The following is a 22,793-nucleotide window of genomic DNA, read 5'->3' as shown; positions in this document are numbered from 1 at the left end:
TCACCCCCGGCCGACCACGTGGCAGGCGAGCAGCCGGTCGTGGCCGCGCACCAGCGGCGGGCGCAGGGTGTCGCACGCGCCCGGGGCGTAGAGGGGGCAGCGCGGGTGGAAGTCGCAGCCGGGGGGCAGGTCGGTCAGGTCGGGGATGTCCGCGCTGCGCAGCCGGACGCGCTCCTTGGTCCGGGCCAGGTCGGGATCGGGCTCGCAGACGGCCGAGACGAGCGCGCGCGTGTAGGGGTGCGCGGGGTCGTTGACCACCCGGGGCGTGCGGCCGTGCTCGACGACCTTGCCCAGGTACATGACGGCGATCTCGCCCTCCCAGGCGAAGTACTTGGCCACCGCCAGGTCGTGGGTGATGAACAGGAAGCCGACGCCCAGCTCGTCGCGCAGGCGCCCCAGGGTGTTGAGCAGGCTGACCCGGATGGAGACGTCGAGCATGGAGGTGGACTCGTCGGCGATGATCACCTCGGGGTTCATCGCCAGGGCCCGGGCGATGGCGACCCGCTGGCGCTGGCCGCCGGACATCTGGTGCGGGTACTTGTCGAGGAAGTCCCCGGCCGGGGTGAGGTCGACCCGCTCCAGGAGCCCGGCGGTGACCCGGCGCGCCTCCCGGCCGTCGGCGACCATGCGGTGGCGGCGCAGTCCGGCCGAGACCGTGGAGTAGACGGTGCGGACCGGGTTGAGGGAGGCGTAGGGGTCCTGGTGGATGTACTGGACCGCGCGCCGGAACACCGAGCGCTCCTTCCGGTCCATGGCGGCGATGTCCCGGCCGCGGAACAGCACCGACCCCGAGGTGGGCTCGGCCAGCCCGGCGGCCATCCGGGCGGTGGTGGTCTTGCCGCAGCCGGACTCCCCCACCAGGCACAGCGCCGTGCCCGGGCGGATCTCCAGGTCGACCCCGGCCACGGCCGGAACGTCGCCGCGCGCGCCGGGGAACACCTGGTGCACGCCGTTCAGGCTCAGGACGGGGGCGGGGTCGGGCCCGGGGGCGTCCGGTGGGAGGGCCGGGGCGGGCGCGGGTGCGGAGCGGTCAATCACGGGTGGCCCCCTCGGCGGCGAGTTCACGGGAACGCAGGCAGGCGGCGGCGTGGCTGAGGCCGTCGCCGCGGGTGTGCAGGACCTCCAGCTCCGGGCGCCGCTCTCCGCACACCTGCCGGGCGTGCCTGCAGCGGGGCGCGAAGGAGCAGCCCGGGGGCAGGGAGGCCAGCCCGGGCGGGCCGCCGGGCAGGGACTCGGGGACGACCAGGCCGCCGCTGACCGGCGGCACGGAGTCGATGAGCGCGGCGGTGTAGGGGTGGCGCGGCCGGTAGAAGATGTCGCGTGTGGTGCCGGTCTCGATGAGGCGGCCCGCGTACATCGTCCCGACCCGGTCGGCGAGTTCCGCGGCCAGGCCGAGGTCGTGGGTGATGAAGACCATCGAGAAGCGCAGTTCCTCGCGCAGTTCGGACAGGCGCTCGACGATGGCGCGCTGGGTGAGCAGGTCCAGGGCCGTGGTGGGCTCGTCCAGGATGAGCAGCTGCGGGCCCAACGCCAGGGCCAGGGCGATGAGGGCGCGCTGGCGCATGCCGCCGGAGAGTTCGTGGGGGTGGGCGTCCAGGACCCGGGCCGGGTCCAGGCGGACCATCTCCAGCAGGTGGGCGGACTCCTCGCGGATCTCGGCGCGGCGGCGGGGGCGGCCGGTCTCGTGGGCGCGGAAGGTGTCGAGGAAGTGGTCCTCGATCCGCAGCACCGGGTTGAAGGCGTTCATGGCGCCCTGGAAGACCATGGCGGCCTCGCTCCAGCGGAACCGGCGCAGTTCCTCCGCGCCCAGGGAGCGGATGTCGGCGGTGCTCCCGTCCTTGCGGCGGAAGAGGATCTCCCCGGCCGGGACGAGGCCGTTGCGCGGCAGCAGCCGCAGCAGGCCCAGGCCCAGGGTGGTCTTGCCGCAGCCGGACTCCCCCACCAGGGCCATGGACTGGCCGGGGTGGAGGTCGAAGGAGACGCCGTGCACGGCGGTGACACGGGAGCGGCGGCCGGTGCGGTAGGCGATGTCGACGCCGCGGACGGAGAGCAGGGGGCCCGGGTCCGCGGAGGGTTCGGTACGGGGGTCGGTCACGCGGCTCACCTGTCCCGGAGTCGTGGGTTGAGGGCCTGCTCCAGGGAGCGCGTCATGGTGACCAGGCCGATCTGGAAGAGCATGATCATCGTCATCGGGGCGACCAGGAACGGCACCGCGCTGGGGACCAGGAAGGCGTTGTTGTCCCAGGCCTGCTGGATCATCAGGCCCCAGTTGGCCGCGGTGCTGGGCAGCAGGCCCAGCAGGTACATGCCGACGACGGCGTAGATCGCGTTGGTGATCGCGATGATGAAGTTGATGAAGATGTAGCCGGCCATGTTGGGCAGCACCTCGGTGAAGAGGATGCGCGCGGTGCCCAGGTCCTGGAGCCGGGCGGCCTCGACGAACTCGCGCTCGCGCAGGGTGAGCACCTGGGCCCGGATGGAGCGCATGAGGTAGGGCCAGGTGACCAGGCCGATGATGAAGGCGACGACCATCGGCGAGGCGGTGCGGTAGAAGGAGGCCACCACCAGCATCAGGACGATGAACGGGATGGTCATCGTGATGTCGGTGAGCTGGAGCAGGAAGTGGTCGATCCGGCCCCGCGCGTATCCGGCGATCCCGCCCAGGGCGACGGCGATGGCCACGGTGATCAGCGCGGCGACGATACCGACCCAGATCGGCTCGCGTCCGCCCAGGACCAGCTGGACGAAGGTGTCCTTGCCCTCGTGGTTGGTGCCGAGCCAGTGCTCGGACGTGGCCGGTCCCCAGATCTTGGTGACGTCGGTGGGGTTGCGGGTGTCGATGAAGAGTGGCCCGGCGAAGGCGAAGAGGAGGACGCCCGCGACGATGCACAGGCCGATGAACCCGCTGGTGCTGCGGGTGATCCCGTGCCAGATGGCGCCCCAGACCCCGGTCGCCCCCGGGGAAACGGTGCTGACTGTCATGGTCCCCTACTTCCGGATACGCGGGTCGAGCCTGCTGTAGAGCAGGTCGGCGACGAGGTTGGCCGCCACCACACAGGTGGTGAGGACGACGAGGAGGCCCTGGAGGAGCGGGTAGTCGCGGTAGTTGACCGCGTCCAGCAGCAGGCCGCCGACACCCTTGTAGACCAGGACCTGCTCGACGAAGATCGCGCCGCCGACGAGGGTCCCGAAGCTGATGGCGATCTGCGCGACCAGCGGCAGGATGGCGTTGCGGCCCACGTAGGAGACCGCGATGCGGCGGTCGCGCAGGCCCCGGGCCCGGGCGACGGTCACGTAGTCCTCGCTCAGGACCTCGGTGGTGGAGGCCTTCATGATGAGCATCCAGGTGCCGATGATGGCCAGCACGTAGGTGAAGATCGGCAGTCCGGCGTGGTACAGGGCGTCGCCGAGGAACTCGGCGTTGAACCCGGCCTCGACCCCCGGGCTGAGCGTGCCGCGCAGCGCGATGGGGTCGAACCAACTGAGGTACATCCCGCCGCCGACGACCAGGAGCATCGCGATGAGGTAGTTGGGGATCGCCCCCAGGACCGAGGCGACGACGCTGAGGACGTGGTCGAGGACGCGGTTGCGGCGGTAGGCCATCGCCATGCCCAGGCCCAGGCCCAGGGTGACGGCGATGACGGTGCCGACGCCGATGCTGAACAGGGTCCAGGGCAGGTAGGCGGCGATGGAGTCGGCGACGGTGAACCCGGGCCGGTTGATGGTCATGCCCATGTCGAAGGTGGCCAGGCCGACGATGAAGTCCCACCACTGCTGCCACAGGGGGGCACCGGGGTCGTAGGCGAGGGAGTTCGCCGCGATGATCCGCGCCTCCTCCAGGCTCATCCCGCCCTGGGTGAGGCGTCCGGCCATGACGTCGATCGGGTCGCCGGGCATGGCGCGGCCGAGGAAGAAGGTCACGTTGGCAACCACGAAGACGACGACGAGGGCCTTGCGGACCTTGACCAGGGCGTAGTGGCGCCAGACGCGCAGGTGCGGGGGGAGGGGGGCGCCGTCGCGGGACGGCGCCGCGGTCCCGGTGTCCGGCGGCGGGGGCGATGCCGCGATTTCGGTGGCCACGGGTCTCCTTCGAGCGGGGAGGAGGGCGGTCGGAGGGGGCGGGGTCGGGGGCGGGGGCTGGGCGCGGTCGGGGCGCGGTCGGGGACCGGCGGCGGGCACCGATCCTTTCTATTAGGAAACTTTCCTAATAGAACGACAAAGTAACCCGATGAATGTGGCGCCCGCCACCTTCGTGACCAAACGGCGTCCTTGGCGCGACGCGATCGGCATGGCAAATGTCACTAAAAGTACATACCGCCACATAGCTCCGTTCACTTATATGGCCGGATCGCGCCAAAGCCGCCCTACCTGACTTTCGTGGGTGTCCCTCTCGAAACGGATGAACATACGGTTATCGGGCCGATACAGGACTCCCCGGCGCCGCCCCCGCGGCCCGGGCCGGAGCAGCGAAGGACCCCCCGTGCGCAGAGCACACGTACCGATCGTCGCGGGCGCCCTCGTGTCCGCCCTGACCCTCTCTCTCGCGGCCACCGCCCCCGCCGCCGCCGAGCCCGCCGACCCCCTGTCCGCCTTCCACGGTCAGGAGGTCGCCTGGGCCCCCTGCGAGGAGAGGCTCCTCGAAGGACTGGAGTGCGCCTGGATCGAGGTGCCCCTGGACTACGGGGACCCCGGAGGCGAGCGGGCCTCGGTCGCGATCAGCCGGCACACCGCCACCGATCCCGGGCGGCGGCGCGGCATCCTCCTGACCAACCCCGGCGGCCCCGGAGGGGCGGGCCGCTACATGGCCATCGAACCCCGGCCCGACCTCGGGATCGACTACGGGCTGGGCGCCCAGCGCGTCGCCGAGGTGTACGACGTCATCGGGATGGACCCGCGCGGCGGCGGCGCCTCCACCCCCTACCTCGACTGCGGCGCGGACCTGCCCCTGCCGCCCCCGCGCCCCGACGACGGCGAGTTCTCGGCCGTCACCCGGACGGCCATCGCCGTCCAGCGGTCCTGCGAGCGGGCCCACGGCGACCTCATCCCGCACATGACCACGGCGAACACCGCGCGGGACATGGACGTGGTCCGCGCCGCGCTGGGCGAGGAGCGGATCTCCTACTACGGGGCGTCCTACGGGACCTACCTGGGAGCGGTCTACGGGAGCCTGTTCCCCGAGCGGCTGGACCGCAGCGTCCTGGACTCCGCCGTCCTGCCCGACGGCATGTGGCGGGACCTCTTCCGCACCCAGAAGGAGGGCTACACGGCCAACGTGGACCGGTACACGGAGTGGGTCGCCGAACGCCACGGCTCCTACGGCTTGGGGTCCACCCCGGAGGAGGTGCTGGCCACCGTCGAGGAGACCCGCGCCCGGCTGGAGGAGGAGCCCCGGTACGACGTGCCCGGGCTGCCCGAGGGCACGCCCTTCACCGCGGACGACTTCGACATGTACGTCGGCATGATGTCCCGGAACCAGGGCATCTGGGACCTGGTCTCCCTCGAACTCGGGTACTTCGTCGACGGGAGGCCCTTCCCGGAGTTCGAGGCCCCCGAGTTCCCCGACCCGGAGGTGGAGCTCTCCAACGAATCCCTGCTCATGGCGGTGCTCTGCGAGGCCGAGTGGCCCTCGCGCCCGTCGGGCTACTACGCGGACATGCGGGAGGCGCGCGAGCACCACCCGTACGGCGTCGGGGCGTTCTGGGACTCCCCGCAGCCCTGCTCGTTCGCCTCGCGGGCCCCGGCGGAGCCGCTGGTGGAGCTGGAGCGCGACGGCTACGCGCCCGGCCTGGTGATCGCGGCGGAGTACGACGCCAACACCGTCTACGAGGGCGGGCCGCTCATGGCCGAGCGGCTGGACAACCCGCTGCTCACCATCACCGACGAGGGCGGCCACGGGTTCTACGGGTTCTCCGGCCACGACTGCGCGACCGCGGCCGTGGACGCCTACCTGGTGGACGGAGCGGCCCCCGGGGACGCGACCTGCGCGGGGATCCCCCGGCCGCGGGACGCCGCCCCCTCCGCACAGGCGCGGAGCGCGGTCGGCGAGGCCGTCGCCGGGTTCGTGGACGGGCGCGGGGACCCGCTCCCGCCCGTGGGCGCGCGGATCGGCTGACCCCGCACGGGAACGGCCCGCACCGCCGGTGGGCGGTGCGGGCCGTCGCGGCGGGAGGCGTCCTAGCGGTTGCTGCCGGCCAGGGTCCCGCTGGTGTCGGTGTCCGGCTCGTAGATGAGGCAGAGGACCTCGCGGTCGCCCGCGTCCCAGCCGGCCGCGGTCGGGAAGAGGGGCAGGATGTACAGCGCGGAGGAGTAGTAGTCGACGCCGACGAAGTTCTCGAACTCCGCCTCGCACAGCTCCTGGGACGACGTGGACACGGAGTCCTGGCCGGGGTAGTCGCCCGACTCGTCGATGTTCTCCACGTGGTAGACCTCGTAGACGTGCGGCTCCGCGCAGTCGATCTTGGGCACCGAGGAGATCTCGTCCTCGTTCTCACCGAACTCGGTCAGGCAGTCCCCGAGGAAGATGTCGAAGACGTCGGTGTCCTCGGGGTCCATCGGGACGGGGGACTCGACAGGGGTCTCCTCGGGGGTCTGCGCGGGCGTCTCGACCACATCGGGGGACGGGGCCACCTCGGCGCCCGGGCGCAGCGCGGGGGGCAGCAGCATCTCGGGGCTGCACGCCGTCAGCGACAGGGCCGCACCGACGACCACGGGGCCGAGCACGAGGCGCCCGTAGGGCGAACGGCGCAATTCCGACAACATGGCAACTCCACAGGGGTTCTTTTCAGGTGCCGCCGACGGACCCGGCGACATCTATCCAGATGCGCCACGGGCGGGCGTGGTTCCCGGTCGGACCGTAAAAATCCCGGTCCGCCCCTCTTGAGCGGACCGGGCGGGGCCTAGCGGGCGGCGCCGGCGAGGCTGCCGGTGACCGTCTCGCCGTCGGTGACGAGGTAGCAGACGATCTCGCGGTCGTCGAAGCTGTTCCAGCCCTCTTCGATCGGGGTGAGGTAGCTGAGGTAGATCTCCGACTCGGCGTAGGAGATGCCGACGAACTCCTCGAACTTGGTCTGGCAGACCTCCTCGGCGGAGGTGTTCAACGACTCGGCGCCCGGGTAGTCGCCCTCGGGCAGGACCTCGATGTGGTAGACCTCCGAGTCGTGCTCCTCGGCGCAGTCCACGGTCGGCACTTCGCTGACCTCCTCACCGCTGAGGGAGGCCTCCATCTCGGTACCGGTGAAGCAGTCGCCGACCTCCAGCTGGAAGACGTCGTCCTGGCCGGCGGCGGCGCCCAGCAGGCCGGTCAGCGCGCCGCAGCCGGTGAGGGACACGGCGGCGCCGCAGGCAGCTGCGGACAGGGCGAGGGCACGGAAGGGGGAAGGGGACATGGGGATACTCCGGAAGGTGATATCAGGGGAAGAACCGGCCCGAAACGGCGGCGAGACAACATTTCACCAGGTGAGGGCCGGTGTCAATCCATTTGTGAGGTACGCCCGGAAAACGGGGAGCCCGGTGCGAGGGTGCTCGGACCGTTTTCTTCGGGCCCGCAGGGGATGCGGTACAGCACAGCACGGGGCCACGACATTTCCCGTGCCCCCCGGAGCGGGGTCCGGGACCCCGGGGACGCGGAAGGCCCCCGGTCCGTGACCGGGGGCCCTCCCGCAGTGTGCGTCATCAGGGACTCGAACCCCGAACCCGCTGATTAAGAGTCAGCTGCTCTGCCAATTGAGCTAATGACGCCCGTTCGTCGCGCGCCGTGTACCGCGCTGCGACCTCGTCGATCCTACCGGACCCGCCGGGCGACGTCGCACCGCTCGGCCCGTGATCCGGACCACCCGAAAGGCCTCCGACGTGACCGGCCCCAGTGGAGGGCCGAGCCTTCCACCGGGGCCGTTCGCCGTGCGTCATCAGGGACTCGAACCCCGAACCCGCTGATTAAGAGTCAGCTGCTCTGCCAATTGAGCTAATGACGCCCGTCGTTTCCGAGGGGACCGGCCCCGTGGGCCGTACCCCTCTGCGACGTCGTTAACTCTAGCAGGACTCGCGGAGTGGTCGCGAACCGTTTGTCCGGTCGTCGGGGCGGGTCAGGAGAAGGCCAGGACCAGCGCGACGACGACCGCGACGGCCGCGACCACGCCGACGCCCGCGAGGACGATCGGCAGGACCGGGCGGCGCTCGGGCGCCTCCGGCTCGGGGTTGTCGTCGACGAAGCGCTGGAAGTGCTGTGTGGCCCCGGCGGGGTCCACATTGGGATCGTTGTTCTGTGTCATAGGGTCGACACTAGCGACTCGTGTGACCCGACCGCACCGTTGCCAACGAATTCGGTCGATATGACAAGACCCCACCACCGTTCACCCCGGTGAAAGGCGAACGTAAGAGGCCGCGGCCAGACTCATCACCGGCGGGCCCGAGCGACCGGTACTTCCCCGCGGCCGCGACGGCCCTCCCGGGCCCGGCGCGCGAGCACGCGGTGACACCGCGCACGGACCGTGTGCCGGGTCCGCCCGCGAAGCCCCCGCCCGCGCCGCACCCGACCCCGGCGCCTCCTCCCACCTCAGAGGGCGGACACGGGGCCCGCGACCGCCGGCACTTGCCGCGGAGCCGACCGCTTGGAATCCTGGAATCTCCCGCTTTTTCCCTTCCGCGCGTTGACTCTGCACCAAGACCGAAAGAAACTTTCCTCCATGGCGCACATTCCGAAGCCCACGGAAGGCCGCGTGGAATCGGGGATTCCACAGGTCCCCACCACCGTGCTCCGTATCCGTTCGCTGCTGCCCTCGCTGGCACCGGCCGAACGCCGGGTCGCCCAGCGCATCATCGACGACCCTGAGAGGGCCGCGGCCTCCTCCATCACACAGCTCGCCAAGGACTGCGCCACCTCCGAGGCCACCGTCATCCGCTTCTGCCGGACCATCGACTTCAGCGGGTACCGGGAGCTGCGCCTGGCCCTGGCCACCGAGGCCGGGCAGGCCCGCGGGGCCCGGACCACCGGCGGCCCCGAGCCCGACGGCGACATCAACCCCGACGACACCCTGGTGACGGTGGTCCAGAAGATCGCCTACACCGACGCCCGCGCGGTCGAGGAGACCGGGGCGGCCCTAGACGTCGACGTGCTCCGCACCGTCATCGACACGATGGCGGCTGCCCGCCGAATCGACGTCTACGGCGTGGGGGCCAGCGCGTTCGTCGGCGCCGACCTCCAGCAGAAGCTGCACCGGATCGGGCTCACCTCGTTCGCCTGGTCCGACGCACACGTGATGCTCACCAGCGCGGCCCTGCTGGACGGGCGCGACGTGGCCATCGGCATCTCCCACAGCGGTGCCACGATCGACACCGTGCAGGCGCTCACCGAGGCGGGGCGCCGGGGCGCCCGGACCGTGGCCATCACCAACTTCCCGCGCTCCCCCATCGGGTTCGCCGACCACGTGCTGACCACCGCGGCCCGGGAGACCACCTTCCGGTCCGGGGCGACCGCCAGCAGGCTGGCCCAGCTGACCGTGGTGGACTGCCTGTTCGTGGGGCTGGCCCAGAGCCGCTACGCCGACAGCAGGACGGCCCTGGAGACCACCGCCGACGCGGTGCGGGGGCTGCGCATCAACGACGACCGCAAACGTCGCCGGGGACGTCCCGACGACAAGACCAACGACGACTGACCCGGTCCCCCGGCGGCGGGCCGGGGCCCGGACGGGAAGGAACGGCAGCGGGTGCGGACCGAACAGGAGAGCGCTGTGGAGCACGACGGCGGGGACCGGCCCACGGGCGAGGCGGTGATCGTGCGCGCCCCCACGGAGGCGCGCAACCCGCGCACCCTGGACATCGACCGGGTGTCCGCCCTGGAGGTGCTGCGCAGGATCAACGCCGAGGACGCCACCGTTCCCGCCGCGGTGGAGGCCGCCCTGCCGGACCTGGCGCGGGCCGTCGAGCTGGGGGTGGCCGCCCTGGAGGGCGGGGCGGCCATCCACTACTTCGGCGCGGGCACCTCCGGGCGCATCGCCTCCCAGGACGCCGCGGAGCTGCCGCCCACCTACGGGGTGCCCCCCGAGTGGGTGAGGGCCCACCACGCGGGCGGCGGCACGGCGCTGATCCGCGCCGTCGAGGGCATCGAGGACGACTGGGAGTCGGGCCGCGCGGACGCCGCGGGGATCACCCCCGGCTCGCTGGCGGTCGGCCTGGCCGCCAGCGGGCGCACCCCGTACGTGGGCGGCGCGCTGGAGGCGGCGCGGGAGCGGTCCGCCGCCACCGTGCTCATCAGCGCCAACCCCGGGGCCCCGCTGGCGGACCGGGTGGACGTGCACGTGGGCATGGACACCGGCGCCGAGGTGATCGCCGGGTCGACCCGGATGAAGGCGGGGACCGCCCAGAAGCTGGCGCTGAACGCCTTCTCCACCGCCGTCATGGTGCGGATGGGGCTCACGTACTCCAACCTCATGGTGGGCGTGGACGCCACCAACGGGAAGCTGCGCGGCAGGGTCGTCACCATCCTGGCCGAGGCCGCCGACGCCGACGAGGAGGCCTGCGCGCGGGCGCTGACCGCGGCCGGCGGCGACACCCGCACGGCCCTGGTGTCGCTGCTGGCGGGGGTGGGCGCCGCCGAGGCCGGGGCCGCGCTGGCCGACGCCCGCGGGCGGGTCCGCGACGCCCTGGCGGCGCTCTCCTGAGCGGCGGCGCGGGCCCCGGGACGCCGTAGGCCCCACCGGGGCCCGCGCCCGGGGCGCGCCGCGGGCGGCCCCTCAGTCCCCGTCCTCGCGGGCGGCGGCCAGGGCGTCGTCGACGGCGGTCTCGTAGCGGCCCAGGAAGGTGGGGTCGGGGCGGGTGAGCGCGGTGCCCAGGGCGGCCACGGCCGCGGGCACCTCGCGCACCCAGCCGTACCGGGTGGAGAAGGCCCGTTCCTCCCCGGCGGCGTCGGCGACGCCGACCGCGTCGATGCCCGCCGCCCGGCACAGGCTCACCGCGCGGGGCAGGTGGAAGTCCTGGGTGACCACCGTCGCCCCGCTCACCCCGAACACCTCGCGGGCGCGCACGCACGACTCCCAGGTGGAGAACCCGGCGTAGTCGCCGACGATCCGCTCGGCGGGGACTCCGGCGGCCACGAGGTGGTCGCGCATGGTGTCGGTCTCGTTGTAGTGCTCCACGCTGTTGTCGCCGCTCACCAGCACCACCTCGACCCTGTCCGTGAAGTACAGGTCGGCGGCCAGTTCCAGTCTCCGCGCCAGCAGGCGGGTGGGCCGGCCGTCGTCGCGCACCCCGGCGCCCAGGACCAGGGCGACGGGTCGCTCGGGCGCGTCGGCGGCGGTGGCGTGGCGGTGCTCGGCGGTGCCGGCGACCACCCACGCGAACGGGGCGAACGCCGCCACCAGGGCGAGGGCGAGCAGGAGGAGCAGCAGGGGCCCGCGGCGGCGGCGCCGGGGGCGCTCCGGCGCGGTCCCGTCGGGGCTCTCGGCGGAGGCTTCTTCGGAGGTCGTCACATCCGGGGAGACGAGCGGGGGCGCCCCGGGGTTCCGCACCGCGCGCATCCGCCGGCACCCGCGTGCGCCCGGTGGCGGCGCTCACTAGGGTCGGGGGCATGTCACACCCCGAGAACCACGAACTCCCCGCGCGGCTGAGAGCCCTGGCCGACCTCGCGCCCGGGTCCATGCGCGAGGGCGCGGGCATGCACGAGTACGACGGCCGGATCGCCGACCTCTCCCCCGGGGGCGTGGCGGCCGCCCTGGCGGGCCTGGGCGGCGCCCCGCTGGAGGACCCCCACGACGAGGCGCACCTGGCCGCGTTCGAGGCCGAGGCCCGGTACGCGCTGGGCGAGGCCCTGCTGCACCGCTCCAACCCCCTGTACCACCTGGGCGAGCTCGACGTCTCCAACTACGACCGCGCCTACGCCCCGGAGGCCGCGCGCAGGGCCGCCCGCGACGCCCACCTGGCGCTGTGGCCGCGCGGGGTGGACAACGCGATCGCCTCCCTGGACCGGATCCCCGCGCCGGTGGCGCGCTCCCTCATCGGGGCGGTCCGGGGGCTGGCCGAGGGGCTGCCGCGGGACGTCCCCGCCGACCTGCGCGCGACCGCGCTGGCCGCGCACGCCCGCCTGGTGGCCCACGTGGAGCGGGCCGCCCTGGAGGGGCCCGAGGACGCCTCCCTGGGCGCCGGGGGGCTGGCCCGGCTGATGGGCGCGGGCGAGGCCCTGGCGGTCGACCCCGCCGAGCTGGCCGGGCGGGCGCGGGCCGAGCGCGACCGGCTGCGGGCACGGCTGGCCGAGGCGGTGGCCCGGGTCGCGCCCGGGGAGGAGCCCATGGCGGCGGTCCGGAAGCTGACCGCGCGGGGCCCGGACGGCGACGGGGTGCTCGACGCCGCCCGCCGGTGGACGGAGCTGGCGCTGGAGTTCACCGCCGAGCGGGGGCTGGTGCCCTACGGCGACGGCGAGTGCCGCGTGGACCTGTCGCCGCCCGCCCACCGCTGGGCCACCGCGATGATGTCCTGGTCCGGCCCGTGGGAGGCGGACACCCCGTCGTTCTACTACATCACCCCGCCCGACCCGGCCTGGGACGGGGCGGAGACGGCCGAGTGGCTGGAGATGTTCAGCGACACCACGCTGCCGGCGGTGAGCGTGCACGAGGTGGCCCCGGGGCACTTCTCGCACGGGCGGGCGCTGCGGCGGGCCCCCGGCCCGGTGCGGCGGGCGCTGCACTCGATGGCGTTCGCCGAAGGCTGGGCGCACTACGCCGAGGAGATGATGCTGGAGGAGGGCTTCGGGGCCTACGCCGCGGAGCGCTCGGGGGTCCCGGGGTGGACCGCCGACCACTACGAGATCGGGGTGTGGGTGGAGGCCCTGATCCGGGTGACCCGGCTGTCGGTGGCCCTCGGCATGCACACCGGGACGATGACGGTGGAGGAGGCGGCGGCGCTGTTCTCCGCGGACACCCCGCTCCAGGGTCCGGCGGCGCTGTCGGAGGCGCGGCGGGCCACGTTCGACCCCACCTACGGCCGGTACACGTGGGGCAAGCTGGAGATTTTGCGGCTGCGCGGGCAGGCGCGCGAGCGCTGGGGGGCGGGGTTCTCCCTCGCCAGGTTCCACCGGGCCCTGCTGGACCTGGGCTCCCCGCCGCTGGGGCTGATCGGCACCGCCCTCGACCGGGGCTGAGCCCGGGCCGGCCGCCGCGGTGACGGCGCCGGGCCCCCGGGGCGGCGCTCCCCGGGGGCCGGGACGCGGCGGGGGCCGCCGCGTCCGCGGCGGGTCAGCGGCCGCCGCCGAACAGGCGGCCGAAGAGCCCGCCCTGCGCCTGGGGCGGCTCGGGCCGCGCGGCGGGGGCGGGCGGCTCCACCACCTCGGGCTCGGTCTCCACGCCCACCGAGGCGCGGAACTCCTCCGGGTCCTCGGGCAGCCCCCAGGCCGCCAGGACCTCGCGCAGCTCCGGGTCCTCCCAGGCCCGGGCGGGCAGTTCCGCGATCGTCCACAGGACCTTGAGGGTCTCCTCGTCGTAGTCGGCGCTGAGGTGGTCCTCCTGGGTGGCCCCGCGGGTGCGCGGGCCCAGGACCAGCTCCAGGCCCGCCGCGGTGACCAGGGCGCGCGAGTCCTCCTCGCCCTTGATCAGCCCGGGCAGGATGTCCAGGCGCAGGCGGCGGGCGCGGTCGCCGGCGCGGCCCAGCGCGAGGAAGCCCAGGACCTGTGGCGAGCGCTCGCCACAGTGCGGCCACGACTCGTTGAACAGCCCCTCGTAGCCGCTGCCGGTCCCGCCGCCGCGCCCGATCCGGCGCAGGGCCTCGCGGGGCGTGTTGGAACCGTGGATCATCACCAGCGCCACCGAGGCGGCGAAGGAGTTGTACAGGTTGCCCCCGGCCATCTGGTGGGTGAGGGCGACGGTGAGGTCGATGTCGTCCGGTCCGGCCAGGGCGCCGAGGGCGAACAGCTCCGCGGGCAGCGGCTCGGCGCCGCCCTCCAGGGCCTGGTCCATCATGTCGCGCAGGCTGGAGGCCGCCTGGCGGGAGGGGCGCAGGTCCTTGGCGAGCAGGACCTGGGAGGCGCCGGTGATGCCGGCGACGATCCGCTCGGCGTCGGGGGTGAGGAAGGCCAGCAGGTAGGAGACCCACTCCCCCGCGCGGTCCATGCCGCCGCGGTTGCCCGCGCCCTTGAGGAGTTCGAGCAGGTCGGGAACGCGGGCGCGGAGGGCTTCGAAGGTGTCCAGCTCGGCCTGGAGGGCGGCCGCGCCGTACGGCAGCTCCAGGACCGCGAGGCGGTTGGCCATCCGGCGCCGCTGCTGCTCGTCGGGCGCCTCCTCCGCCCAGGTCCGGTACTGCGCGAGGACCTTCTCGGTGTCGGTGGACACGATCCAGGCCACCTCGTCGCGCCACTGCGCGAGGTCGCGCGGCTCGGGGAACAGGTCCTCGGCGTGCGAGGAGACCAGTTCGAGCAGCAGGCTCAGGGGGCGCCAGCGGTCGGTGGCGGGGGTCTGCCCGGAGCAGGCGGCGTCGACGAGGAAGTCCACCGCCCGGGGGGCCGCCGTGTGGCCGGGGGCGGGGAAGGCGATGATGTCGTGCAGCTCGGAGAGGGCGGTGTCGCTCCGGGTGACCTCCCCGAGCAGGGAGGCGATGCGCTCGCCGCCCTCCGGGGCCAGGGCCGCCCAGTCCACGCTCGCGGGGTCGTCGTGTGCGTCGTTCGGGGTCGCGTTCATGACCCCAGTATCGCCGTGTTCAGGGGCCGGTCCGGGCGGGGGCGGGCCGCAGGACGGCGTCGCGCAGGGCCTTGACGGCGGCGCCGGCCTCGCGCGCGTACCCGATGACGGTGGATCTGCGGCGGGCGCCCATGCTGGCGTCCCCCACGCCCACGGCGTCGATCCCCGCGGCCCGGGCCAGGGCGACGGTGCGGGGCAGGTGGAAGGACTGGGTGACCATGGTGGCGGAGCGGACGCCGAACAGGTCGCGGACCCGGACGCAGGTGTCCCAGGTGCGGTACCCGTGGGGGTCGGCGTCGATCCGGTCCCCGGGCACCCCGCGGGAGACGAGGTAGGCGGCCATGGTGTCGGTCTCGTGCCGCGAGACCTCGCGGTTGTCCCCCGAGACGATGACGCGCTCCACCCGGCCGTCGAGGAACAGGCGCACGGCCAGGTCGAGGCGGCGGGCCAGCAGCGGCGACGGGCCGTGCTCCCAGGCCGCCGCGCCCAGGACGACGGCGACCGGCCGGTGCGGGACGGTCTCGACCCGCCGCAGGCGGCCGGCGGAGGCGGCCAGGAGCCAGATGTAGGGGCTCAACGCCGCCGCGCAGGCCCCGGCCGCCACGATCCACACCGCCACCGCTGGTCCCCCGTCCGTTCAGGCGCCCGGCGTCCGCGGGCGCACCCCATGATCGCAGTCCCGGTGCGGACGCGGCACGGTCAGGCGCCGAAGAGCGCGGACCAGGAGAAGGGCTTGCGGTGCCCGACCTGGAGGGCGGCGCCGTGCGAGGTGCCCGTGACCACGAAGTGGGGGGCGGGCGGCTTGGGGATCGCGTCGGCGTCCACCTTCAGGCTCCCCAGCCAGGAGGTGTCGACGGAGACGTCGGCGGTGGCGTGCTCGGGCAGGATGATGTCGGCGCTGCCCCAGGAGACCTCCAGGTGGATCTCGACGCGGCCGTGCGGGATGTCCGCCTCGCGGAAGTCGAGCTTGGTCTCGCCGTACTTGTTGCGCACCTCGATGCGCCGGGGCACCTGCCAGCGGCCCTTGCGGACAATGCTGTCGCCGCTGGACCGGATGACCGTGAGGTCCTCGGGGCGCAGGTGCTCAGGAGAGCGGTCGGCGACGGGCGCGGGGGCGGGTACGCCCGGGGCGCCCGGGGAGCCGGGCAGGTCGGCGACGATGGGTTCGAGGTCGGCGTAGGTCTTGGCGCCGAAGGCGGCCTCCAGCCGCTCGTCGAGTTCGTCGAGGGTGATACGCCCCTCGGCCGCGGCATCCCTGAGCACCTCCGCCACCTGGTGGCGTTCGGCGTCGGAGATCCGCATACGGCCCTTGTCCTGGGAGACCACGAGCGCACCGTTCCCTTTCGTCGTCCTGGTGCTCACCACGGTAGGGCACGACCGCCGGGGGTGGGGAATGAGATTGTCCGTCCCTGGGCGCTTTGGTGCGGTCGGAGCGGGGGTACCGACTCCTCTGGGGCGCGTGCCGGAGCCGCCGCCCGCCGCGGGCGGGGCAGGGCACCGGGCCCCGGGCCGCCGGGCCTCCCCGGCGACGGACGCCGGCACGGCGCGGCGCACGCCCTCGGGTGGTCAGGACTCTGCCGGGGTAGGACGGACCCCGGCAGAGTCCTGGACCACACGGATGGCACTCGGCCGCCTCCCCTGTGCGTTACACGATCTCGTGCCCGGAACGGATCTGCACAGCACGTGTCCGAAACCGGCCACTGCGTTAAATGTCCTCGAAAATCCCGTATCTCCTCGGTGCTCACCGGTGCCCGTTCTTCTTGCGGGATTTCGGTCCGACGACCCCCAGCGGCACATCCCGCACCTGGGTTCCCAGTCTCCCCGCGCGGATCAGGCATTGTCGCCGTGCGTCACCGTGTTTCGGACAGCCACTAACACCGTTTTGGGACATTGGCCGTCGCCGGAGAACCGCAGGTCGGCGGAGGCGCGCGCCCGCCCCCGGGAAAAGTTCCGCGAAACCATCGAACGGGCTTTCGCAGAACCCCCTCCCACCTGCACCGGAGCGGCCCGCGGAAAACCCCGCGCGCCTGACGGGAATCCGCCTGCGAGCGGCGTTTGCCGGAATTCCCCGACGAGCATGTTCACAGGTGAGAGGGGGCGCAGGCCCGGCCCCCGCGCCCCGGCGCCGCCCGCTCCGAACACCTCGGACCCCGAGCCGCCATTCGGCCGAAGACCGGAGGAGACCCACGACGTGTCCGCCCTTGCGATCGCCCCGACCTTCCTCAGCGACTTCACCCGCCTCACGCCCGACGTCCAGCTCAGCACCCTGGCCGTGATGCGCGCCTACCAGGCCGGGGAGCGCCCCGTCCTGGAGACCGTCGCGGACGCGGCCGACCCGCGGGTCCGGATCGTCGGCATCGCCCCCGACTGGTCCGGCGTCATCGTGCCGGCCCCGGCCGGCGGCGAGCCCGACGACGGCCCCGGCGACGACACCGACCCGGACGGCCGCTACCGCCTGCTCACCGTGCTGCCGCGCGAGGAGGCGCTCCGCTTCGCCCGCCGCCTGCTCCCGGCGTCCCCGGAGATCGTCCCGCTCGGCCCCGGCGCCCCCGCCGACCCGCTCCCCAGCGGCCCGCCCGAACTCGCCGGAGCCCTGCGCGCGCCGTTCCGGCAGTGGCAGGTCACGCTCCACCCGGACCAGCACCGGATCACCGAGGCCCACCACAACGGGGCCGTGCAGATCACCGGCGGCCCCGGGACCGGCAAGACCGTCATCGCGCTGCACCGGGCCGCCCGCCTGGCCGAGCGCGACGCCGCCGCCCACCCCGGGGACCACCGCGAGTCCGTCCTGCTGACCACCTACAACCGGGCCCTGGCCCAGTCCCTGTCCGACCGCCTCGACCAGCTGCTGCCCGACCCCGGCGTGCGCGCACGGGTCCGGGTGGCGACCATCGACAGCCTCGCCCGCTCCGTGGTGCAGGCCAACGGCGGCATCCCGCCGCGCCTCATCGGCAAGGACGACCTGGCGCGCCGCTGGCGCGCGGTCGCGCTGGCCGACGGCCTCCCCTTCTCCGGCCGCTTCCTGGTCGACGAGTGGGAGCAGGTCATCCTCGCCAAGGGGCTGGAGCTGCTGCCCGACTACATCCGCTGCGAGCGCAGCGGCCGGGTGCAGCACCTGGCGCCCGAGCACCGGCGCCAGGTGTGGGAGACCGTGCGCCGCTACGTGGGCGCCATGCGGGTCGAGGGGCTGTGGTCCTACCCGCAGCTCGCCGCGGAGGCCGCCCGCGTCCTGGGCCGCGGCGGGCCGCTGTTCCGCCACGCGGTGGTCGACGAGGCGCAGGACCTGCACCCGGCCCAGTGGCGGATGGTGCGCGCCGCCGTCCCCGAGGGCCCCGACGACCTGTTCATCGTGGGCGACCCGCACCAGCGGGTGTCCGACAACCGGGTCTCGCTGGCCTCGCTCGGGATCAACGTGCGCGGGCGCGGCCAACGGCTCCGGGTGAGCTACCGGATCACCCAGGAGATCCTCGACTGGAGCATGCCGATCCTGGGCCGCCGCGCGGCGCTGGGCATGGACGACGACGCCGACACGCTGGCCGGGTACCGCTCGCTGCTGCGCGGCACGGCTCCGGTGGTGCGCGGCTGCGCCGACCGGGCCGAGGAGCTCGCGGCCCTGGGCGACTGGGTGCGGGTGTGGCTGGAGGCCGGGGTCGACCCGGCCGAGATCGCGGTGGCCGGGCGCAACCACTGGGTGGTGCGCGGGATCGCCAAGGAGCTGGCGGCGCGCGGCGTGCCCACGGCTCCGCTGGAGGAGACCGCGGTCCCGGGGGCGGTGCGCGTGGGCACGCTGCACCGGCTCAAGGGCCAGGAGTTCCGCTGCGTCGCGCTGGTGGGCGTCAGCGACCACCTGCTGCCGCCCAAGGCCGCCATCGAGTCCGCGGACGGCGACCAGGTGGCGCTGGAGCACGCCTTCCAGCAGGAGCGGACGCTGCTGTTCACCGCCTGCACGCGGGCCCGTGACGCCCTGTACGTGTCGCACGTGGGACGGGCGAGCCGGCTGGTCACCGAGGGCCGCTGACCCGGACCGGGGGCGCCGCGCGGACCGCGCGGCGCCCCGCCGTCCGCGGACGGTCAGCCGTCGAACCGGCCGTTCAGGTCGGTGATGTTCATCCTGTCGGTGCCCGCCATGGGGCTGGAGACGTCGACCTCGGTCACGAACATGTACGGGAGCAGCAGCGGCGGCGGGAAGTCCGGGGTGAACGTGACCGGCAGCGGGATGCCGAAGATCTCGATCCTCATCCGGGTGACGTGCAGGACGACGTCGCCGTCCAGGGTCATGGACGGCAGTCCCAGGCTCATCCGGGTCCCGTGCTCCTCGAACCACAGGTCGCCGCCGGTCACCTCCGCCCGGTTCATGGTGAGCCGGAGGTAGCGCCGGGGCCCGTCGGCGGTCGGGCACTCCACGACGCCGTCGTAGCGGGCACCGCTCATGGTCAGGACGTCGGCGGTCAGTCCGGAGGTGCGGACCGAGCCCTGGAAGCAGTCGCGGCCCCCGTCGACGGCGACCGCGGGCAGCTCGCCGGCCTCCCGGGCGGCCCGGCAGGCCAGGACCGCGTCGGCGAACTCCTGCTCGCTCCCGGCCAGGGCGCCCTCCCCGGTGCGGAACTCGCAGTCGGCCGGGTCGGCCTCCGGGACGTCGGTGTCCCCTCCGGCCCCGTCCTCCTCTTCTCCCTCCTGTTCCTCCTGCCCCTCCTCCGCTCCGGGCCCCTCCGGCGGGTCCTCCCCGCCCGGGTCCCCGGGCGAGGGGGAGGGAGAGGGGGACGGCGACGGCGGGGGGTCCTCCGGGGACTGCTCGTGGCCGCCTCCCGGGAAGAGCCAGTCCCACGGCCAGCCGAGGGCGGGAGCGGGGGCGGAGGCCAGCAGGAGCGCCGCCGCCAGGGGCAGGGCGAGGGCGGCCGCGGGACGGGTTCCGCCGCCGGCGCCCCCGGGGTCGGGGACCTCGTCGGGCCCGGGTCCCTGCGGGGCACGTGCCCGGCGGCGCCCGCCCGGCCGCCGACGGGCCTTGGGGCCCCAGGCGAACACGAGAGAACCGCCGACGATGCCGAGCAGCATCCCGATGACGAACCCGCCGAAGTTGGAGGTCACGAAGGTCACCAGGGCGAGCAGTACCCCGACCACGCCGAAGAACGTGTGCTGGGCGGGCTGGAACCAGCTCAGCGCGCCGAGCACGATCATGAGCGCCGCGATGAGGGTGCCGGAGACGCCGGCGACGCCGGCGTAGACGATCAGGTCGATCGGCAGGACGAGGGTCTGCGCGGCCGGGGCGACGAGCAGCTCGACTCCGGCCGCGACGAGGACGGCGCCGCCCCAGAACGGGCGGGCGCGCCGCCAGGAGCGGAACCGCCCCCACCCCGAGCGCAGGAGGGCCAGTGCACGGGTCATGGGATCAGAAGCACTCGTGGTCGCCGGGCTTGACCGCCAGCCCCAGGCCGGACAGGCGCAGGGAGCCCGAGGTCACGGCCCAGGTGGTCATCCTCATGTCCGAGACCGTGATGGTGTCGGCCTGGAGCCCGAAGCCGCCGGCGGGGCCCTGGCCGCCCTCGGCCCGGTCGAGGGTGCTGGCGTCCCGGCCGATCTCGATCTCGCCGAACTCGGCGTCGCCCCGGAGCTGCTCGATGTCGATGACGAGGTTCGTGCCCTCGACGGGGGTGCCCTCCCCGGCGGTGATGACCAGGGTGGCCCGGCCGATCGGCAGGTCCCAGAGCGAGGACATGCAGAGGTTGGCGAGTTCCGCGGTGTCGACCGTGGAGAGGCCGACCGGGCGTCCGGTGCCGTCGACGGAGGTGGCGACGTCGCCGTACTGGGTGAAGCCTTCACCGACGAGGCTGTCGGCGGACATCTTGAAGCTGTCGCCGGAGACGGCGAACGAGGCGGCGAGCAGGCCCTGCGTGGTCATGCCGCCGAGCACGGCGGCCGCGGCGAAGCCGGGCACGGCCACGAGGGCGAAGCGGCGCCAGCGGGTGCCGCGGACGCCTTCGTGCTGCTCAGGCGCGTCCTGGGACACCGCGGGCGTCTCCTCGGAAGCGTTGGGCATGGAAACCTCCAGTGATCCACCGCCCTCCGGGGAGGGGCGGCGAGGGGGAGAGGAACTTGCGCCGATGCACGCCTCGCGTGTTACATGGAACACACCTTACTCGGCGGTAGTGACGAACATTACAATAGTTATTGTCACGATTCCAGATGACACAAAGAATGTTGCGGACCCGTATCCGGCGCACTACGGGAGCCCGCGGCCTACCCGATAGCGAGATCAGTACGTGCACCGAGAGCGCAACGCGGACTCCCCCGCGACCCCCGGCAAGGCGACCGGAACGAACGAGGACGACCGCTTCGACCACGACGTCGTGGTCATCGGATCGGGCTTCGGCGGAGCGGTCAGCGCCCTCCGCCTCACCGAGAAGGGTTACCGTGTCGGCGTCCTGGAGGCGGGGCGGCGTTTCACACCCGAGACCCTGCCGTCATCGTCCTGGGACCTGAGGAACTTCCTCTGGGCCCCCGCGGCCGGGCTGTACGGCATCCAGCGGATCCACCTGCTGCGCGACGTGATGATCCTGGCCGGCGCCGGGGTCGGCGGCGGCTCCCTCAACTACGCCAACACGCTCTACCACCCGATGGACCCGTTCTTCGAGGACCCGCAGTGGCGCCACATCACCGACTGGAAGTCGGAGCTGGCGCCCTTCTACGACCAGGCCCGGCGCATGCTGGGCGTGCGCACCAACCCCACCGTCACCGCGTCCGACCGCCACCTCAAGGCGGTCGCCGACGAGATCGGCGCGGGCCACACCTTCCGGCTCACCCCGGTCGGCGTCTGCTTCGGCGACGGCGGGGACGGGGACGGGAGCCGCGCCGCCCCCGGCGCGTCCGTCGGCGACCCCTACTTCGGCGGTGCCGGACCGGACCGCAGGGCCTGCCGGGAGTGCGGCGAGTGCATGACCGGCTGCCGGCACGGCGCCAAGAACACCCTGACCGAGAACTACCTGTACTTCGCGGAGCGCGGCGGCGCCCGGGTGCACCCCCTGACCACGGTGGAGCGCGTCCGCCCCCTCCCCGACGGCGGGTACGCCGTCGACACCGTCCGCACCGACGCTCCCCGGCGCCGCGAGAACGCCCGCACGTTCACCGCCCGCCAGGTCGTGATCGCGGCCGGGACCTACAACACCCAGACCCTGCTGCACCGGATGAAGGACACGGGCCTGCTGCCCCGGCTGTCGGACCGGCTGGGCACGCTCACCCGGACCAACTCCGAGGCCCTGGTCGGCGCGATGAGCCGCCGCGTCCCGTGGACGGAGGACCTGACCCGCGGCGTGGCCATCACGTCCTCCATCCACCCCGACGAGAACACCCACATCGAACCGGTCCGCTACGGCAGGGGGTCCAACGCGATGGGCCTGCTCACCGCCATCCAGGTACCGGGCGGCGGCGCCGTTCCGCGCTGGCTGCGGTTCCTGGGCCTGGCCGCGCGGCACCCGGTCACCTTCGCCCGCAGCCTCTCCAACCGCCGCTGGTCGGAGCGGACCATCATCGGCCTGGTGATGCAGTCGCTGGACAACTCGCTGACCACGTCGCTCCGCGCGGGCCTGCTCGGCGGGCGCAGGCTCACCTCCCGGCAGGGGCACGGCGAGCCCAACCCCACCTGGATCCCGGCGGGCCAGGACGTGGCCACCCGCCTGGCCGGGCGGATCGACGGACACCCCGGCGGCACCGTCGGCGACCTGTTCGACATCCCGATGACGGCGCACTTCCTGGGCGGCTGCCCGATCGGCGACAGCGCCGGCACCGGTGTGATCGACCCCTACCACCGCCTGTACGGGTACCCGGACCTGCACGTGGTGGACGGGTCGGCGGTCACCGCGAACCTGGGGGTGAACCCGTCCCTGACGATCACCGCCCAGGCCGAGCGCGCGCTGGCGATGTGGCCCAACAAGGGCGGCGAGGACCCCCGCCCGGAGCAGGGCGGGGCCTACCGGCGGGTGCGCCCGGTGTTCCCCGACTCGCCGGCGGTGCCCCGCGGTGCCTTCGCCGAGCTACGGTTCACCGCCCCGCTGCCGCTGTCGGTCGCCGAGCCGGCGCCCGCGCCGCCGCCCGCCGGGGGTGCCGGGGCCGCCGGCTCCTGAGGGCCGCCCCCGGGGCCGCGGGGCG

General features: G+C 73.7%; 19 protein-coding genes and 2 tRNA genes. 6 read left to right on the top strand and 15 right to left on the bottom strand.

The genetic code is table 11. The annotated features are described in order from the left end of the window. From BUE45_RS04650 to BUE45_RS04635, 4 genes are read right to left on the bottom strand one after another with little or no spacing between them, the layout of a single operon-like run. Positions 1-1,038: an ABC transporter ATP-binding protein gene (locus BUE45_RS04650; RefSeq protein ID WP_073375546.1), complete on the bottom strand. Its 1,038-nt coding sequence runs from the start codon at positions 1,036-1,038 to the stop codon at positions 1-3. Then, entirely contained in the window at positions 1,031-2,104 is a 1,074-nt protein-coding gene (locus tag BUE45_RS04645) for an ABC transporter ATP-binding protein (RefSeq protein WP_178378456.1), read from the bottom strand. Before BUE45_RS04645 ends, BUE45_RS04650 begins: the two co-directional genes overlap by 8 nt. Further along, complete coding sequence (locus tag BUE45_RS04640) at positions 2,101-2,982, bottom strand: ABC transporter permease (RefSeq protein ID WP_073375544.1); 882 nt, start codon at positions 2,980-2,982, stop codon at positions 2,101-2,103. The genes BUE45_RS04645 and BUE45_RS04640 overlap by 4 nt, the downstream gene beginning before the upstream one ends. Before the next feature lie 6 nt (positions 2,983-2,988). Then, entirely contained in the window at positions 2,989-4,080 is a 1,092-nt protein-coding gene (locus BUE45_RS04635; RefSeq protein ID WP_073375541.1) for an ABC transporter permease, read from the bottom strand. Positions 4,081-4,480: 400 nt separating this feature from the next. Here BUE45_RS04635 and BUE45_RS04630 point away from each other — a divergent pair, with 400 nt between their 5' ends. Then, positions 4,481-6,112: an alpha/beta fold hydrolase gene (locus tag BUE45_RS04630; RefSeq protein ID WP_245832802.1), complete on the top strand. Its 1,632-nt coding sequence runs from the start codon at positions 4,481-4,483 to the stop codon at positions 6,110-6,112. Positions 6,113-6,174: 62 nt separating this feature from the next. Here BUE45_RS04630 and BUE45_RS04625 read toward each other — a convergent pair whose 3' ends face one another. The 5 genes from BUE45_RS04625 to BUE45_RS04605 all read right to left on the bottom strand — a co-directional run bounded on the left by BUE45_RS04625 (position 6,175) and on the right by BUE45_RS04605 (position 8,267). Continuing rightward, positions 6,175-6,759 (bottom strand): septum formation family protein, encoded by a 585-nt coding sequence (locus BUE45_RS04625; protein WP_073375539.1) that lies wholly within the window; start codon positions 6,757-6,759, stop codon positions 6,175-6,177. Between the two features lie 137 nt (positions 6,760-6,896). After that, positions 6,897-7,385, bottom strand: coding sequence for a septum formation family protein (locus tag BUE45_RS04620; RefSeq protein ID WP_073375537.1), 489 nt, complete (start codon positions 7,383-7,385; stop codon positions 6,897-6,899). A 279-nt stretch (positions 7,386-7,664) separates the two neighbouring features. Beyond that, positions 7,665-7,737, bottom strand: a tRNA-Lys gene (locus BUE45_RS04615). 160 nt (positions 7,738-7,897) lie between these two features. After that, positions 7,898-7,970: transfer RNA gene (locus BUE45_RS04610), tRNA-Lys, on the bottom strand. Positions 7,971-8,081: 111 nt separating this feature from the next. Beyond that, the gene (locus tag BUE45_RS04605) at positions 8,082-8,267 is read right to left on the bottom strand and encodes a hypothetical protein (RefSeq protein WP_073375535.1); all 186 of its coding nucleotides are present in this window, start codon (positions 8,265-8,267) and stop codon (positions 8,082-8,084) included. Positions 8,268-8,681: 414 nt separating this feature from the next. On the opposite strand from BUE45_RS04605, the gene BUE45_RS04600 reads away from it, so the two are divergent. Further along, positions 8,682-9,650 (top strand): MurR/RpiR family transcriptional regulator, encoded by a 969-nt coding sequence (locus tag BUE45_RS04600; protein ID WP_073375533.1) that lies wholly within the window; start codon positions 8,682-8,684, stop codon positions 9,648-9,650. 51 nt (positions 9,651-9,701) lie between these two features. Then, positions 9,702-10,655: an N-acetylmuramic acid 6-phosphate etherase gene (locus BUE45_RS04595; RefSeq protein ID WP_073375531.1), complete on the top strand. Its 954-nt coding sequence runs from the start codon at positions 9,702-9,704 to the stop codon at positions 10,653-10,655. Positions 10,656-10,727: 72 nt separating this feature from the next. Here the strand turns inward: BUE45_RS04595 and BUE45_RS04590 are convergent, their stop codons facing one another. Beyond that, positions 10,728-11,510 (bottom strand): SanA/YdcF family protein, encoded by a 783-nt coding sequence (locus tag BUE45_RS04590; RefSeq protein WP_143173271.1) that lies wholly within the window; start codon positions 11,508-11,510, stop codon positions 10,728-10,730. A 50-nt stretch (positions 11,511-11,560) separates the two neighbouring features. On the opposite strand from BUE45_RS04590, the gene BUE45_RS04585 reads away from it, so the two are divergent. Then, the gene (locus tag BUE45_RS04585) at positions 11,561-13,126 is read left to right on the top strand and encodes a DUF885 family protein (protein WP_073375527.1); all 1,566 of its coding nucleotides are present in this window, start codon (positions 11,561-11,563) and stop codon (positions 13,124-13,126) included. Between the two features lie 94 nt (positions 13,127-13,220). On the opposite strand, the gene BUE45_RS04580 is transcribed toward BUE45_RS04585, so the two are convergent. From BUE45_RS04580 to BUE45_RS04570, 3 genes are all read right to left on the bottom strand, one after another. Beyond that, positions 13,221-14,654 (bottom strand): hypothetical protein, encoded by a 1,434-nt coding sequence (locus BUE45_RS04580; protein ID WP_073375525.1) that lies wholly within the window; start codon positions 14,652-14,654, stop codon positions 13,221-13,223. A gap of 19 nt (positions 14,655-14,673) precedes the next feature. Further along, positions 14,674-15,273, bottom strand: coding sequence for a SanA/YdcF family protein (locus BUE45_RS04575; RefSeq protein ID WP_073375523.1), 600 nt, complete (start codon positions 15,271-15,273; stop codon positions 14,674-14,676). Between the two features lie 80 nt (positions 15,274-15,353). After that, positions 15,354-16,016, bottom strand: a complete 663-nt coding sequence (locus BUE45_RS04570; RefSeq protein ID WP_342745999.1) for a DUF1707 SHOCT-like domain-containing protein — start codon at positions 16,014-16,016, stop codon at positions 15,354-15,356. Positions 16,017-16,845: 829 nt separating this feature from the next. On the opposite strand from BUE45_RS04570, the gene BUE45_RS04565 reads away from it, so the two are divergent. Beyond that, positions 16,846-18,672 carry a UvrD-helicase domain-containing protein gene (locus BUE45_RS04565; protein WP_073375521.1) on the top strand — a complete coding sequence of 609 codons (1,827 nt, stop codon included), beginning with the start codon at positions 16,846-16,848 and terminating at the stop codon, positions 18,670-18,672. Positions 18,673-18,725: 53 nt separating this feature from the next. Here the strand turns inward: BUE45_RS04565 and BUE45_RS04560 are convergent, their stop codons facing one another. Together BUE45_RS04560 and BUE45_RS04555 are read right to left on the bottom strand one after the other, a co-directional pair. Further along, positions 18,726-20,036 (bottom strand): DUF6114 domain-containing protein, encoded by a 1,311-nt coding sequence (locus tag BUE45_RS04560; RefSeq protein WP_073375519.1) that lies wholly within the window; start codon positions 20,034-20,036, stop codon positions 18,726-18,728. Between the two features lie 4 nt (positions 20,037-20,040). Next, positions 20,041-20,688, bottom strand: coding sequence for a DUF6230 family protein (locus tag BUE45_RS04555; RefSeq protein WP_073375517.1), 648 nt, complete (start codon positions 20,686-20,688; stop codon positions 20,041-20,043). A 310-nt stretch (positions 20,689-20,998) separates the two neighbouring features. Here BUE45_RS04555 and BUE45_RS04550 point away from each other — a divergent pair, with 310 nt between their 5' ends. Further along, entirely contained in the window at positions 20,999-22,768 is a 1,770-nt protein-coding gene (locus BUE45_RS04550) for a GMC oxidoreductase (protein WP_073376390.1), read from the top strand. Positions 22,769-22,793 lie beyond the last annotated feature (25 nt).

It is taken from the genome of Nocardiopsis flavescens, assembly GCF_900141985.1.
Classification (GTDB): Bacteria; Actinomycetota; Actinomycetes; order Streptosporangiales; family Streptosporangiaceae; genus Nocardiopsis; species Nocardiopsis flavescens.
This window is presented reverse-complemented; position numbering and strand designations above follow the sequence as displayed.